The 14,362-nt window shown below is 68.2% G+C and carries 14 protein-coding genes and 3 riboswitches; of the genes, 4 read left to right on the top strand and 10 right to left on the bottom strand.

Annotated elements, in window-relative coordinates:
* Positions 1-16 precede the first annotated feature (16 nt).
* The 3 genes from metE to BLV31_RS07430 all read right to left on the bottom strand — a co-directional run bounded on the left by metE (position 17) and on the right by BLV31_RS07430 (position 5,203).
* On the bottom strand, positions 17-2,299 hold the full coding sequence (gene metE, locus BLV31_RS07420; RefSeq protein WP_064061254.1) for a 5-methyltetrahydropteroyltriglutamate--homocysteine S-methyltransferase: 2,283 nt from the start codon (positions 2,297-2,299) through the stop codon (positions 17-19).
* A 144-nt stretch (positions 2,300-2,443) separates the two neighbouring features.
* Positions 2,444-2,661: riboswitch (cobalamin riboswitch) on the bottom strand.
* 211 nt (positions 2,662-2,872) lie between these two features.
* The gene (locus tag BLV31_RS07425) at positions 2,873-4,378 is read right to left on the bottom strand and encodes a PepSY-associated TM helix domain-containing protein (RefSeq protein ID WP_064061253.1); all 1,506 of its coding nucleotides are present in this window, start codon (positions 4,376-4,378) and stop codon (positions 2,873-2,875) included.
* Positions 4,379-4,684: 306 nt separating this feature from the next.
* Complete coding sequence (locus BLV31_RS07430) at positions 4,685-5,203, bottom strand: hypothetical protein (protein ID WP_081263464.1); 519 nt, start codon at positions 5,201-5,203, stop codon at positions 4,685-4,687.
* Positions 5,204-5,427: 224 nt separating this feature from the next.
* A riboswitch (cobalamin riboswitch) is annotated at positions 5,428-5,555 on the top strand.
* Between the two features lie 227 nt (positions 5,556-5,782).
* Between BLV31_RS07430 and BLV31_RS07435 the strand changes: the two genes are divergently transcribed.
* Genes BLV31_RS07435 through BLV31_RS07450 form a run of 4 tightly spaced genes read left to right on the top strand, consistent with a single transcriptional unit; the run spans position 5,783 to position 9,838 of the window.
* On the top strand, positions 5,783-6,850 hold the full coding sequence (locus BLV31_RS07435; RefSeq protein ID WP_006552954.1) for an ABC transporter substrate-binding protein: 1,068 nt from the start codon (positions 5,783-5,785) through the stop codon (positions 6,848-6,850).
* A gap of 8 nt (positions 6,851-6,858) precedes the next feature.
* Complete coding sequence (locus BLV31_RS07440) at positions 6,859-7,944, top strand: FecCD family ABC transporter permease (RefSeq protein WP_211269814.1); 1,086 nt, start codon at positions 6,859-6,861, stop codon at positions 7,942-7,944.
* Positions 7,941-9,011: a FecCD family ABC transporter permease gene (locus tag BLV31_RS07445; RefSeq protein ID WP_064061250.1), complete on the top strand. Its 1,071-nt coding sequence runs from the start codon at positions 7,941-7,943 to the stop codon at positions 9,009-9,011. Before BLV31_RS07440 ends, BLV31_RS07445 begins: the two co-directional genes overlap by 4 nt.
* A complete protein-coding gene (locus tag BLV31_RS07450; protein ID WP_019291075.1) occupies positions 9,008-9,838 on the top strand; it encodes an ABC transporter ATP-binding protein in 831 nt (276 codons plus the stop codon). Before BLV31_RS07445 ends, BLV31_RS07450 begins: the two co-directional genes overlap by 4 nt.
* A gap of 87 nt (positions 9,839-9,925) precedes the next feature.
* Here BLV31_RS07450 and BLV31_RS07455 read toward each other — a convergent pair whose 3' ends face one another.
* The 7 genes from BLV31_RS07455 to BLV31_RS25805 form a co-directional block, all read right to left on the bottom strand.
* The gene (locus tag BLV31_RS07455; protein WP_248846264.1) at positions 9,926-10,372 is read right to left on the bottom strand and encodes a DUF7676 family protein; all 447 of its coding nucleotides are present in this window, start codon (positions 10,370-10,372) and stop codon (positions 9,926-9,928) included.
* Complete coding sequence (locus BLV31_RS07460) at positions 10,369-10,959, bottom strand: (2Fe-2S)-binding protein (RefSeq protein WP_248846263.1); 591 nt, start codon at positions 10,957-10,959, stop codon at positions 10,369-10,371. The genes BLV31_RS07455 and BLV31_RS07460 overlap by 4 nt, the downstream gene beginning before the upstream one ends.
* A 49-nt stretch (positions 10,960-11,008) precedes the next feature.
* A complete protein-coding gene (locus tag BLV31_RS07465) occupies positions 11,009-11,386 on the bottom strand; it encodes a hypothetical protein (RefSeq protein WP_174556262.1) in 378 nt (125 codons plus the stop codon).
* Positions 11,383-11,793, bottom strand: a complete 411-nt coding sequence (locus tag BLV31_RS07470; RefSeq protein WP_064061248.1) for a hypothetical protein — start codon at positions 11,791-11,793, stop codon at positions 11,383-11,385. Before BLV31_RS07470 ends, BLV31_RS07465 begins: the two co-directional genes overlap by 4 nt.
* Before the next feature lie 40 nt (positions 11,794-11,833).
* Positions 11,834-11,953: riboswitch (cobalamin riboswitch) on the bottom strand.
* Between the two features lie 18 nt (positions 11,954-11,971).
* The gene (locus BLV31_RS07475; RefSeq protein ID WP_064061247.1) at positions 11,972-12,799 is read right to left on the bottom strand and encodes a glycosyltransferase family 2 protein; all 828 of its coding nucleotides are present in this window, start codon (positions 12,797-12,799) and stop codon (positions 11,972-11,974) included.
* Positions 12,796-13,788: a glycosyltransferase gene (locus tag BLV31_RS07480; RefSeq protein WP_064061246.1), complete on the bottom strand. Its 993-nt coding sequence runs from the start codon at positions 13,786-13,788 to the stop codon at positions 12,796-12,798. Before BLV31_RS07480 ends, BLV31_RS07475 begins: the two co-directional genes overlap by 4 nt.
* Positions 13,785-14,351, bottom strand: coding sequence for a glycosyltransferase (locus BLV31_RS25805; protein ID WP_367889066.1), 567 nt, complete (start codon positions 14,349-14,351; stop codon positions 13,785-13,787). The genes BLV31_RS07480 and BLV31_RS25805 overlap by 4 nt, the downstream gene beginning before the upstream one ends.
* Positions 14,352-14,362: the final 11 nt, after the last annotated feature.

Below are 14,362 nucleotides of genomic sequence, written 5' to 3' on the forward strand. Positions count from 1 at the left end.
CTTCGTAGTGCGGTAGTTATCGGTTCAGCTCGGCACGCACGGTGGCGGCAGCGGTGACGAGATTTGCCAGTGAGGCCGTGACCTCCGTCGTACCGCGGGTCTTGAGCCCGCAGTCCGGGTTGACCCACAGTCGCTCGGCGGGCACTGCCTGCAGAGCCTTGCGCAACAGTGCTGTGATCTCGTCCTCGCTCGGGACGCGCGGCGAATGGATGTCGTACACGCCGGGGCCCACGCCGAGGTCGAAGCCGACGGCGTCGAGATCGTCGAGGACCTCCATGTGCGAGCGGGCCGCTTCGATGGACGTGACATCGGCGTCGAGTTCGGCGATCGCCTCGATCACCTCTCCGAACTCCGAATAGCACAGGTGGGTGTGGATCTGCGTGGAGTCGGCGACACCGGACGTCGCCAACCGGAACGCACCGACCGCCCACTTCAGATACTCGGGCTGTTCCGACGCGCGCAGCGGCAGGAGTTCACGAAGTGCAGGCTCATCGACCTGGATGATGCGCACCCCGGCGGCCTGCAGGTCCACCGTCTCGTCGCGGATCGCGAGCGCGATCTGGTCGGCGGTCTCGGCGAGCGGCTGATCGTCGCGGACGAACGACCACGCCAGGATCGTCACCGGGCCGGTGAGCATGCCCTTGACCGGCTTGTCGGTGAGGGACTGGGCGTAGGTGATCCAGTCGACGGTCATCGGGCCGCGGCGGGCGACGTCGCCGTAGAGGATCGGCGGCCGCACACAGCGCGTGCCGTAGGACTGCACCCAGCCGTTGGCAGTGGCGAAGAATCCGTCGAGCTGCTCGGCGAAGTACTGCACCATGTCGTTGCGCTCGGGTTCGCCGTGCACCAGGACATCGAGTCCCAGTTCCTCCTGCAGCGCAACCACTTCGGCGATCTCGTCGCGCATCTGTCGCACGTACTCGCCGTGGTCGATCTCGCCGTTGCGCAGCGCGGCACGGGCCACCCGGATGCGGGTCGTCTGCGGGTACGAGCCGATCGTGGTCGTCGGCAGCAGTGGTAGATCGAGATGGCGACGCTGGATCTCGCGCCGTCGATCGGCGGGGGTGCGGGTGCGATCGGTGGAGATCGAGGCGAGGACACCGCGCACCCGATCGTTGCGTAGACGCGGATCCGACGCTCGTACCTGCGCGGCGGTACGGGCAGCGGCGAGTTCGTCGGTGACGGCGTCGCGCCCCGTACGCAGAGCGGTAGCGAGAGTGACTATCTCCGAGACCTTCTCGTCGCCGAAGGCCAACCACGTGCGCAGCGACTCGTCGAGATCCGGTTCTGCATCGATCGTGTACGGCACGTGCAGTAGTGAGCACGACGACGACACCGCCACGTCGGCTGCGGAACCGAGCAGTGTGGCCAGCGTCGCCAATGCCTGTTCGAGGTCGGTGCGCCATACGTTCCGGCCGTCGACGACACCGGCGACGATGAGCTTGTCGGCGAGCTCGGGCAGGCCTGCGATTCCGGTGGTGGTACCGGCTACCAGGTCGACGGCGAGGCCTTCGACTCCGGTGTGTGCGAGTCGCTCGAGCGCAGGCCCGAGGCTGCCGAAGTACGACGCGACGAGGATCGCCGGCCGCTTCTGTGACTGAGACAGCGCGTTGTATACCCGTCCGATCGCATCGAGGGCAGGTGCGTCGAGATCGCGGACCAACACCGGTTCGTCGAGCTGCACCCAGTCGACCCCGGTGTCGGCGAGCTGCGCCAACAGGTCCAGATAGAGGGGAACGAGCTCGTCGACGCGGCCGAGCAGCGGTCCTTGCCCGTCGACGGGCTTCGACAGCAGCAGGAAGGTCAGTGGACCCAGGACGACGGGGCGAGCGGGCACACTGAGCTCGCGTGCCTCCACGATCTCACCCAGAATCTTTGTGGCATCGAGTTCGAAGACGGTGTCGGGTCCGATCTCGGGGACGAGGTAGTGGTAGTTGGTGTCGAACCACTTGGTCATCTCGAGTGGGGCGATATCGTCGGTGCCGCGTGCTGCGGCGAAATAGCGGTCGAGGTCGTCGGCGATATCTGCGGCCCGGGCAGGCAACGCCCCGAGCATGACTGCTGTGTCGAGGACGTGGTCGTAGAACGAGAACGTTCCGACCGGGATCGAGTCCAGCCCGGCTGTGTGTTGACGTGACCACGTGTCGGCGCGCAGTTGTGCGGCAACCGATTCCAGGCCACTGCGGTCGAGGCGCCCGGCCCAGTAGGCTTCGGTGGCCTTCTTCAGTTCGCGGTTCGGTCCGATGCGTGCGGAGCCGAGCACGGTGGCGGTGAATGAGGATGCTGTCGGAGCAGACATCAGGTTTTCTCCGGTGTTCGTCGCTGGGTGGTCTACCGCCCGATGAACGCGCATCCCGATACGAGCCCCGTGTTCTCGACCTGTGGTCGAGGTGTTGCCGATCGGCGCGCGCCCATTCCACGAGGCGGCATACCGTCGGGCACGGCGTGCCCGACACGATCGGCAGGTCTTCGGACTCGCAGGCACCCATTCCCGATTCCGTCGGGATGGACCTAGTGGCCGTCGCTTCCCGGACCTGGTGGTCCAGTGCTTGGTGACGGCGGTCGTTCCTGCATACCGCTGCGGGACAGTCCCGGATTCCCACCGGGTTCCCTCTCACACCCGATACCTGTCGGCATCGGGTGCTTCGGCGCGCACATGAGGTCTTCGGGGCTCCTCACGACGACATGCGGCGAACCGATCGCAGCGCCGACTATACAAGGATCACCTCCTTCCTCGGCGTCCGTGGGCTGGACGACGCTCTACCAAGTCCGGAATGCGTTCCTCTGTATACGAACTCGGGAGTGTGAGGATTGCCCGGTCGGCTCGGATCCGGTGGCAGGATCCGAGCCGCCGGGCCGGAGACAGCGAGACTCAGCCGGTCGCGGAGGTCCCCTCGGGGGAGTGCTCGGGCGAACGCCGGCGCCGCAGCAGACCGACCGCGACGTCGACGAGCAGGAATGCGAGCAGGCTCAGTCCCAGCAGCGGAGCGAACCACCCGACGGTCACCGCAGCAGCGACCACCGCGACGACGGTGACCGGGTGCAGGCGTCGCCACGTCCCACGCAGCGGTGGGCGCGCCACCCGGCGCGATCCGCGGGTGGGGCGACGCTGCCACCACAGCTGGTAGCCGCGCACGATGACCGTGCCCAACGCGACCGCGAGAGCGAGCAATACCAGCTGGTTGAGCAGCCCGAACAAGATGCCCATGTGCAGGGCGATGCCCCAGGTGGTGAGCTGGGCGGCCAGCGGCCAGTCCGCGAACGTGTTGGTGGCGGTCACCGCCCCGGTGGCCGGGTCGATCGCGACCGCGTCGGTGACGAACTGCCAGGGCTGGCGGGTTTCGGTGACGGTGACGGCAGTGTGGCCGTCGGCCGGGATGCTCATCTCGACGTGTTCGGTCACTCGATGCTCGGCAGCGGCGGCAAGGACGCGGTCCAGAGCGCCGATGTTGCGATCGAGTGCGCCCGTATCGGCAATAGCGGCAGTATGGCCGTCGTGGCCGTCGTGTCCACCGGCTGCAGGCGCGGTGTCCGAGACGCCGAGGGTGGTATCGAGCGTCGGGGTGGTCCAGCTCAACGCGGTACGCAACTCGCCCACATTCGCCCCGGCATATGTGGACCAGGTCAACCCGGTGGCCGACAGGAAGATCAAGCCGACCGCGATCCACAGGCCGGTGGTGCCGTGCCAGCCGAGGGTGCGGTTGCGGCCCCGCGCGCCGCGGTCGAAGGTCAGCAGTCGCGCCGACTGCCGGGTGCGGGTGCGCTGGGTGCGGTAGCGCTGCACCCACAGGTACACCCCGCCCAGAGCGATGACCCACAGCCAGGAGGCGGCCAGTTCGCTGTAGATCCGGCCGGGCTCACCCAGATGCAGGTGCCGGTGCAGCTGGGAAATCCAGGTGCGTACCGGCAGCGCGCTGCTACTGCCGTAGACCACCGACTGACCGGTCGACGAGGCGGTCGCGGGATCGATGAACACGGCAGTGCGCTCGGATTCACCGAGGGACGGATCGGTGAACAGCACCCGGGTGGTCTCACCGACCTCGGATGCGGGGCGTACCGCTGAGACGGTCAGGTCCGGGCGTAGCTGCTGGGCGGCGCGGACCTGCTCGGCGACCGGCAGTGCCGGACCGGTGGAATCGACGTGCAGCAGGTCGCGGTAGAGCACCTGTTCGAGGGTCGGGGCGATCGCGTAGAGGCCCCCGCTGATCGTCGCGATCAGCAGGAACGGGGCCACCAGGATCCCGGCGTAGAAGTGCAGCCGCATGATCAGCGGCCGCATGCTGCGCGGCGGTGAAGAATCCTGCGCCGCAGCCCGGGCGGGCTCGGCGGCGGAATTGTCCGCGGCGATGGTGCCGCGGTCGAGTTCGGGAACGGACATGAGTGTGTCTCGATTCGGCTGTCGTGAGGTGCTCACCGTGTGCGCGTTTTTCGGCGGTGTCCGTGCATGAGTACGGGCACCGCTGGAGATGCGGTCGGTGAGGCGACCGTCAGGAAAGGCGGGCATCGAGGGGACTTGGCAGATCGAATCCGGTCGATGCCGCTGAGGGCACGCACGCCATACACTCGGCACCCCAGCACGGGGCGAAGGCAGGACGGCGGAAGAAGAATGTCGGACACCCGTCGGCGATCGCGTGCTCTCCCGCGCCGGGGACGGCGCAGCAGGCGGATCGGGTAGGGAGGCCGACTACGCCGCGGTCGGCGGTCCGCGGGTACCGGCGGCGGCGCCGGCCAGCAACCACAACGACAGCGTCGCCCGATAGAGCGGGGTCGCCGACCAGACCACGGTCTGCGCAGGCGGGACAGAAACGAGCACCAGCATCACGCGGGTGAACGCCCCCAACACGTGCAGGCACCCACCTTCGACGGCGCGCACCGCAGCGGCGGAGACGGCAACAGCGGCAAGGTGGGCGGCGATCATCGCGGGCGACAGTTCCAGCCCGTGCGCGTGGTCGTCGACCACCGAGAGGGTGGTGTGCCCGACCACCTGTCCGGCAGTCAGTGCCGCGAGGAGAAACACCCAGTTCCGATCGCGCACGGTGACGGCGGCGACCGCGGCACCGACGCCGGCGCACGCCGCCAGCAGCAACACCACCGCCGACTGGCTCGGCGGCATCCCGCCACCGGCCACACCATGGGCGGCGATACTCACCGCCCCCGACACCGACCCCACGGCAGCACCGCGCACCTGCGCAAGCACCGGCATCCGTGAGTCCACGCCGCGAGGATAGCGTTGATTCCCCTCGGGTCTCTTCTCCGGTGCCGGGACAGGGCCGGGCGATGACGTCGGTCTCCCGCACAGCGGTGGTACCGGCGTCGAACAGGACACAACCGCTACGCCGTTCGAGTGGCGTTGCGCCACCACCGACCTGCACCGCCCCCGGCTCCTACTTCGGCCGAGCCGGGAATTCGGGCATGGTCGGCTCCTGCTAGCCTCAGTTCGTCCATCACGATGGGATCCGAGGAAGCCGGTGTGAATCCGGCGCGGTACCGCCACTGTGAGCGGCGCTTCGACAAGCGTCTGCGAGCCAGATACTCACCCCATTCGTACCTTTCAGCATCGGGGCGGCCTACCCCGAGAAAGGCTGCGCGAAGCCGTGCACCCATCTCTCTCCCATTCTGTCTCCGCTGTACCTCTTCGGCGTCCGGATCCTGTCGAAGGGCGCGCCATCGCGATCGCCCACGCACCGGGAATCAGTGATCAGGTCGCTGCGACCCGCACCTTCCATGCCTTGATCCGGCCCGAGTGCCGATTCCCCCAGCGCATCGAAAGGACGGCCGTCGCATGACTCCGCTGAACCGTCGGACGCTGAGCGTCGCCGCCGCATGTCTGACGCTGATCAGCGCGAGCGCATGTGGCGCAGACGAGGAGAACGCCGCGTCGGCCGACTCCATGACCGTCGAGAACTGCGGGATCGACGTCACCGTGGAAGCGCCACCGGAACGCGTGTATGCCGCCTACCAGCCGGCCATCGAGATTGCGCATGCGCTGGGCATCAGCGACCGCCTGATCGAGACCGCCTTCCTCGATGCTCAGGTGTTGCCCGAGTACGCAGATGCCCAGGAGCAGGTGCCGTACGTCGAGAAGCTCCCCAGTCGTGAGGCGCTTCTGGCCACCGGGCCCGACTTCATCCTGTCGGGGTACAACAACGTGTTCACCGAGGACGGCGCCGGCGACGAGAGCTTCGGCACGCGGGCGAGTCTGACCCGGCTCGGCATACAGAGCTGGATCCTCAGCCCGCTGTGCCCCAGCGCGGACGGACTGTCGGACGAGGCGATCGACCCCGCCACCGTGAGCGTCGAGACGATCTATGACGACCTGCGCGACCTCGGGGCCCTGTTCGACGTCGAGGAGCGCGCCGAGGAGGTCATTGCCGATCAACAGCAGCGCATCGCGGCGGTCGACCAGGTGCTGGCCGGGGCGGACCGCCCGAGCGTCGCGATCGTCCTACTCGATGAGGGCGGTGGCATCCGCGTCGCCGGTGGCATCGACTTCGGTACCCGGATCATCGCGCAGGCCGGGGGCGTGAACGCCTTCGCCGACCTCGTCGAGCGACGCCACGTCGCGATCGACCTCGAAGAGCTGATCCGTCGCGACCCCGATGTCATCTTGACCAGCACCTGCTGCGACGCCTCCTATACCCGCCAGGACGGCGCCGAGGAGGCGCAGACGATCGTGCAGAACCCGGCGCTCGCGGGCCTGTCGGCGGTGCAGAACGGTGCCGTGCATCCCTTCCTGTTCGCTGACCGCGCCGCCGGAGTCCGCATCGCCCATGCAATCGAGCTGCTGGCTTCGCTGCTGCACCCCGACCTGGCCATCCAGGACGAGACCGGACAAGACGGGGGCGAGTGAGGTAGGCGGTGACGACGGCGGCAACGACCCCGGAGCGGTCTGCGGACGGTCCGGCCCCGGCTGCCGGCGCGCCTGTCGTGCGTTCCGGCCTGCTGAGCGGCAACCGTACTCGCCTACTCGGGCTCGCGGTGGCCACGGCTGTTCTGGTGGCCGTGACCCTCGGCTCGGTCCTGCTCGGCACCCTGCCGGTCGGCCTCTCCGACGTGGTCGGGGCCGTTACAGGTTCGGCGGACAGTGACGTCGAGCGTGCGGTGCGATATATCCGCATCCCGCGGACCGTGACCGGATTGCTGGCCGGGATGGCGCTCGGCCTCGCCGGCGTGGTGATGCAAGGTCTGACCCGCAACCCCTTGGCGGGACCCGGACTGTTGGGCATCAACGCCGGCGCGGCGCTGGCGGTGGTTTCGGCGATGGTCGGTCTCGGCGTCACGAGCGCTGCCGGTTATGTGTGGTTCGCCTTCGCAGGAGCTGCGGTGGCCGCCGTCTTCGTCTACATGCTCGGCTCGCTCGGTCCGGGTGGTGCCACGCCGGTGAAGCTCGCTCTGGCCGGGTCGGCGTTGACCGCGCTCCTGGGCGCGGTCACCACGATGATCACCCTCCAGGACGCCTCCACGATGGAGGACTTCCGCTATTGGGTCGTGGGATCGTTGACCCGTTCGGACAGTGACGCTTTGGCCGCGGTAGCGCCGTTCATCGCCGTCGGTGTCGTCCTGGCTGTTGGCCTGACCCGCGCGTTGAATGCTCTGGCTCTGGGTGAGGATCTCGCCCGCAGCCTCGGTGCCCGTGTGTGGGTCGACCGCATCGCGGGGGCTCTCGCTGTGGTTCTGCTTGCGGGTGGCGCCACCGCTATCGCAGGTCCGGTCGGGTTCATCGGGCTCGTGGTACCCCACATCGCACGGATGATCACGGGCTCGGACTACCGCTGGGTGCTCGCCTGGACCATCGTGCTCGCGCCCATGCTGCTGCTGATCGCCGACATCGTCGGACGACTCCTGGTCCAACCCGAACAGCTGCAGGTCGGGATCATCACCGGCCTGGTCGGCGCCCCGTTCTTCCTCTACCTGGTCCGCAACCGCAAGGTGGTCGGCACATGAGTTCGCCGGTGCGCCGCGGTCCAACCCGCGACACGCTCCTGGTGGCCCCGCGAGGTACCCCGGTCTCCTTTCGGATCAGCCGCTCCTCGGTGCTGCTCACCGTCCTCGCCGGCGTGGCCGCCGTTGCGGTCGCCACGGCTTCCTTGGTCCTCGGGGTGTACCCGATCTCGGTTTCCGACGCCGTCACCATCGTGGGAGGCGGAGGCACCCTCATCGAGCGCGAGGTCGTGCTGGGCGACCGCCTGCCCCGGGCACTGACCGGGCTCGGTGTCGGCGCGGCTTTTGCGCTCTCGGGGGCCATATTGCAGCGCATCGCCGCCAATCCGCTCGTCAGCCCCGACATCATCGGCATCAATTCCGGGGCGGCGATGGGCGCATTGACCGTGCTGCTTGTCGTGGGGGGCAACGGTCTGCAGCTCGTGTTCGGTGCGCTGGCCGGCGCGGTCCTCGCTGCGCTGATGATCGTGCTCATCGCTTACCGGCGCGGTCTGCACGGCTTCCGGCTGGTGCTGGTCGGGATCGGTGTCGCGGCGATGCTTTCCTCCGCTATCTCCTATCTGCTCACCCGTTCCGACATCCACCGAGCCATGAGTGCCGCTGCCTGGCTGACCGGCAGCCTGGCCAATCGGAGCGGGCTGCACGTGACCATCATTGTCATCGCGCTGGCGGCGACGGTCCCGGTCCTGATCGTGGAGTCGCGGCACCTGCGGCTGCTCGAGCTCGGCGACGATCTCACCCGCACCCTGACCGGAGCCGGTCAAGGCCGCAAGGTGTTGTTGCTGCTGATTGCAGTGGTCCTCGCCGCGATGGCGACCGCAGCTGCCGGACCCATCGGTTTCGTCGCGCTGGTGGCGCCGCAGATCACTCGCCGCATCCTCGCCGAGCGGCAGATCGGCCTTGCGCCCTCTGCCGCCGTCGGCGCCCTTCTGGTGGTCGGCGCCGATCTGGCGGGCCGTTCGATTTTCGCGCCGTCGGAGATGCCCGTCGGAGTCCTCACGGCGATCCTCGGAGCGCCGGTCCTGCTCTATCTCCTCGCCCGCGCCCACCGCATCGGAGCCGCCGGATGACACCACAGCCAGCACACGCGATCCGGTCGGTCTCGTTGACGACCGAGCAGCTCAGCCTGGGCTACGGATCCTCGCTGATCGTCGACCAGGTGAGCACGAGCCTGCCTGCCGGCCGTATCACGGCGATCGTCGGACCCAACGGGTGCGGCAAGTCGACGCTGTTGCGGGGCCTGGCCCGCCTGTTGTCGCCGCAGCACGGCCGAGTCCTTCTGGACGGTACCGAGCTCACCGAGATGCCGGCGCGCACACTGGCCCGCGCCCTCGGTCTGCTGCCGCAGCAGCCCCTTGCCCCGGACGGCATCACCGTCGCCGATCTCGTCGGCCGGGGCCGGCATCCCCATCAACGGTGGTTCCGACAGTGGAGTGCCGAAGACGAGCGGGCGGTGGCTGCCGCACTGGCGGCGACCGGCGTCGACCAGCTGGCCGAGAGCCCGATCGAAGAACTGTCCGGTGGCCAACGCCAACGCGTGTGGATCGCGCTGGCGTTGGCCCAGGATCCCGACATCATGCTGCTCGACGAGCCCACGACCTTCCTCGACCTGGCCCATCAAATCGAGGTGCTCGATCTGCTCGCTTCCCTCAACCACCGGCTCGGACGCACCATCGTGCTGGTGTTGCACGATCTCAACATGGCCAGTCGCTATGCCCATCACCTTGTGGCGATGCGAGCGGGGACGCTGGTGACCGCCGGACCGCCCAGCGAAGTCATCACTTCCGAGATGGTGCGCGACGTCTTCGGTGTGGAGGCCACCGTGATCACCGATCCCGTCGCAGGCACACCGCTGGTCCTGCCCCACCGGTCGGTCGACATCGAGGCCGCCCGGTGACCGGGCGCGTTCTGCCTTCGCGGACGGACCGCTCCGCGCCGGACCTCGGTCGGCGCCCGGCTTCACACTCATGTGTGCCGGAAGCCCCTACCTGTGCGATCGCGTGGATCGGGTTCCAGCCCCAGAAATTCCGCGGATGCGGTCCCACGCCTCGAGGTGCTCCCAGACCGGTTCCTCCGTCAGTCGCTGGGTGTTGGTGAGAAACGGGGTGGGCAGCATGATCGTGAGCATCTGCTCGTCCCGGCCGTTGAACATGCGCAGACCCCAGGAGGTGACGGTGTCGTCCCTGCCGATCCTGCGGTACAACTCGGCGCGACTGCAGCGGCGGATCCGGCCGAGTTCCGGCCCACTCGCGGTGTGTTCGCCGATGCAGAGATGGAAGTGCCACCGACCGAAGTCGACGGTGACGTACCCGTCGTACATCCCGATCTTCTTCGGTGCGTTCGGGGCCGCGACCTCCAGTGCCGAGCCTTCGATGAGCAGACCGAACCACATGTCGTTCCAATAGTTCTCGGGATCGGACACGACTGTCACGGCATCTCCTTCGAGCGGTCGTCCGGCGGGGTGGGGAAGACGCAGTCGCCGCAGACCCCGCCGGTGGGTGTGCGGTAGTAAAGACAGCAACTACGGCGACGGCCGGTCGCCGGGTCCACAGTGTCCGCCAGACGCGGATCGGACAGAAGGTCATCGATGAGAGGCTGTGCATCGGAACCGATCACCCGACCGGCACCGATCAGAGCGGATGCCGCGTTGCCCCACAACAGGCCGGCCGCGACCACGTCGCGCCACGCATGGACGAGAGGTTCGATCTGCCGGTCGAGGACTTCCGTCACGATGTCGTCGCCGAATCCGGGTTCGGTGATGTGCAGGTGCAGTCCGGCGTCGTTCCGCCACAGGAGTTGCTCGGGATCGAGCCGGATGCATCGTCCGGAGTCGACGACGGAACCGATCGCCACCGACCACACGCGTGCGACGTATCCGAAGAAGAGGGTCGATGCCGCCACGCGCGGTTCGTCGGTGTCCATCCGCGCGGCAGTATCGGCCACCAGAGCGTCGCGGGTCGCGGGGTCGGCCAGATCTGCGGTGGGACGCCATCTGTCGTCGGCAGGTCCGGTACTCACGCGGAAGTACGGGCTCCATACGGCGATTCGCTCGAGAACCCCGATTGCATCAGACACGGCTGTCCTCCGCTTCCAGGTCGAACACCATCCTACGAGGATCGAACCGCATGCGTCCGCGATCGAACGCCGCTCCGATACGGCCGGATTCGGCGAGAGCAGCGGGAGTGTCGCATGTCAGTGTGCGATCTGCTTCGAGCAGCCACATCCGGTCGGACACCCGTAGTGCGAGTTCGAGTTCGAGTTCGTGGGTGGACATGACGACCGCCAGATTCTGCTCGCGCGCCAGGCGTCCGAGCACGTCGACGAGTTCACCCCGTCGAGCAACGTTCACCTTCGAAGCGATCTCCGTGACCGTCCTGCCACGTAAGGCACGACGACGGGCGTGGCCGATGGTCAGATCGCGTAGTTCCACGCCGGTGGAGGTCACAGTGCCGCTCCCAGTGTTCCACGCCGTGAACGAATCAGGACGGCGATGACCACGGGCGCCTCCACGATGGCCGTGACGGCATTGAGGGGGAACACGGTGGCCCCGAGCGCCGCGGCGATCACCACACCGGCGCGGCCGAGTCCGGCCAGCCCCGCGGTGAACCCGCCGACGCCGCCACCCACGAGCCAGGTCGGGGCGTCGGCCGCCTGCGCGACCACGGCTTCGAAATCGGCGTCGACGATCTCGGACTTGTCGGGAAAGTAGTCGACCGAGGCATCGAAGTCGGTGATGCACTCGTCCGAGGCGGCGTTCTCGGTGTCGGAACCCGCCGTCGAACATCCGGCGAGCAGAAGGCTCGCGGAGGTCAACGCGACAAGGAGCTTCGGGAAGGCTGCGCGTACACGCACGGCGATTACACTCTCTCTCGGGGAAGTCCGCCCCGGGCAAGGAGGTACGGCGACGGGAGTATCTGGCTCCCGGAGATCGCTCTCCGGTCACAGTGGCGGGACCGCGCCGGAATCACACCGACTTCCTCGTGCGTCGTCGCAATGACGTGCCGAAATTAGCACACGGAACGAAAAGTCTTCACGGGCCGGTCGTCCGCACCTTCGTCCACCGCTGCGCGTCGGGGTCGAAGGAGACGAGTCCCGTCCGCTCGAACTCGTCGAGCCACCCCCGCATCGGCCACCACCCCCAACGCTGGTGGAACAGCGCGGCATTGGTGAGGATGTCGTCGAGATGCTCGACCGGCGGGCTCGACACCGGGTGGTACTGGTGGAAGGCGTGGGCGCCGCCGACCCAGGCCATCGGGACTCCGGCACGGGCGGCCTTCTGTCCGAAATCGGTGTCCTCGCCGCCGTATCCGCTGTATGCGGTGCAGAACCCGCCGATGCGGTCCCACACGAGCGACCGGGACGCGAACGACAGCGACCAGAACAATTCGTGTCTATCGTCCAGCACGATCTCACCCGAGGAGGGGAACGGACGGGCCGAATGCGGATCGATCGCGTCGCCCAGCCGGTCGAGGTCGTAGCCGTCGGCGCCCGGTTCGGACAGATAGGTGACCGGACCGTTGAGCAGCGCAGCCGGGTGCCGGCCGGCCGCCTCGGCGTACCGTTCGATCAGGTCGGGAGCCGGAATGCAGTCGACGTCGAGGAAGACGAGCAGATCCGACGACGCCGTCCGCGCGCCCAGATTCCGTGCCTCTCCGACCGGCAGTTTCGCGGAGTCGACGTCCATCTCCACCACTCGCGCCGACGAGCCGGCCGTGGCGACGACCTCCGTGACCTCCGGGTCACCCATCGCGACAACGATGTGCTCGTCAGGTGTCCGGGTGCTGCGTGCGAGGCCGTCGAGTTGGCGTCGCAGATGCGTGCCGCGACCTGCGGCGACCGTGACGACCGAGACGGTCACGATCGCTCCGCTAGGTCGTCCAGGATCGCCGCCGCGCGCGCCGCGGCACCGTCGACCTGCCAGCGTTTCCATTCGACGGGGTCGAGGCCGCGTGCTCGCTTGATCAGTTCGGGCCAGCGGTTCGGGTCGGGCCACCCGTCGAGACCCACCGCCAGTCCGGCCTTCTCCAAAGCCGTTGCGGTGGAACGCTGTTCGTCGAACGGGCGGGGTTCGGCGATCACGACCGCAGGTCGCGCGGCGGCCGCGATGTCGGCGACGGTGTTCTGGCCCGCATGCCCGATCACGACGTCGGCGCCGGTGAGGACGGGCCACGGATCGTCGACCCACGGGCCGCCCGCGACACCGAGACCCTCCCACACGTACTGGGGGTAGCGCGACGAGAACCGGTGCAGATCGTCGACGGTGATCGACGATCCGCCGCTGCCGCTCATGACGAGGACCCTCGGCTTCTCACCGGCTGTGCGGGTGGGAGACGGGCGTCCGTCGAAACGGCTGATCCCGCCGACGTACGAGGTGGCGTACGAGCGCAGCCAGTGCGGATCGTAGACGTCCTGCGACCACGGTGCGATGAGATGGTCGGCGACGCGGTAGGCCAGCGTGTGGGCGGTATCGGTGCGCTCGCCCGGCATCGCGAGCACCACGACGGGGATCCCGTACAAGCGGGCGAGGAGCGTCACCTCCACCGACACATCCACTACCAGCAGGCTCGGGCGGGTCGCGGCGATCCACGACCCCAGCGCGTGCATGCGTTCGCGGAGACCGTCGTCGTGGGTGGGAACCCAGTGGAGGACGTCGTGGGCCGTCGTGTCCTGCGCGGTGTCGACGGCGAGGTCGTCGCGGGGGAGCAGCACGACGTCGTCGAAGGCGTCGGCGGCAGTGCCGAGCGGCGCCGACGACAATGCCGTCACCGGCGTCCGCAGATCCGCGCAGATGCTGCTCGCGCGGGTGCGGTGTCCGTGCCCGTGGTGATGGATGTAGTAGCCGATCATGCCGCTCCCGCGAGTTCCCGATACAGCGAGACGTAGGCATCGACCATCGTGCGTTCCGAACAACGCTCCTCCGCGCGGGCTCGGGCGGAGGCACGGGACAGACCGACAGCGCGGGGTACCGCCTCGGCCAGGCCGTTGATGTCGTCCGGCGCGACCAGGCATCCGCTGCTCTCGTCGACGACCTCCGGGATGCCGCCGCGCGCGAAGGCCACCACGGGTGTCCCACATGCCAGGGACTCGGCGACGACGAGCCCGTACGGTTCGTCCCATTGCGGGGTGATGAGTGCTGCTGCCGAACGTCCCACCGCGGCAGCGAGATCCGGCTGGGAAAGATGACCGAGATAGATCACGTCGGGACCGAGGAACGGTTCGACGTGTTCCGCGAAGTACCCCCGGTTGCTGATCGGGCCCGCGATCCGCAGCCGGTAACCGACCCGGCGCGCGGCCTCGATCGCGAGATGCGCGCCCTTCTCCGGCACGAGGCGGCCGAACCAGATCAGATCCTCACCTCCCGAACCGACCGGCCACGCTCCGAGATCGACACCGTTGGGCACGACCGCCACCGGACCGGGCG

The organism is Rhodococcus pyridinivorans, assembly GCF_900105195.1.
Classification (GTDB): Bacteria; Actinomycetota; Actinomycetes; order Mycobacteriales; family Mycobacteriaceae; genus Rhodococcus; species Rhodococcus pyridinivorans.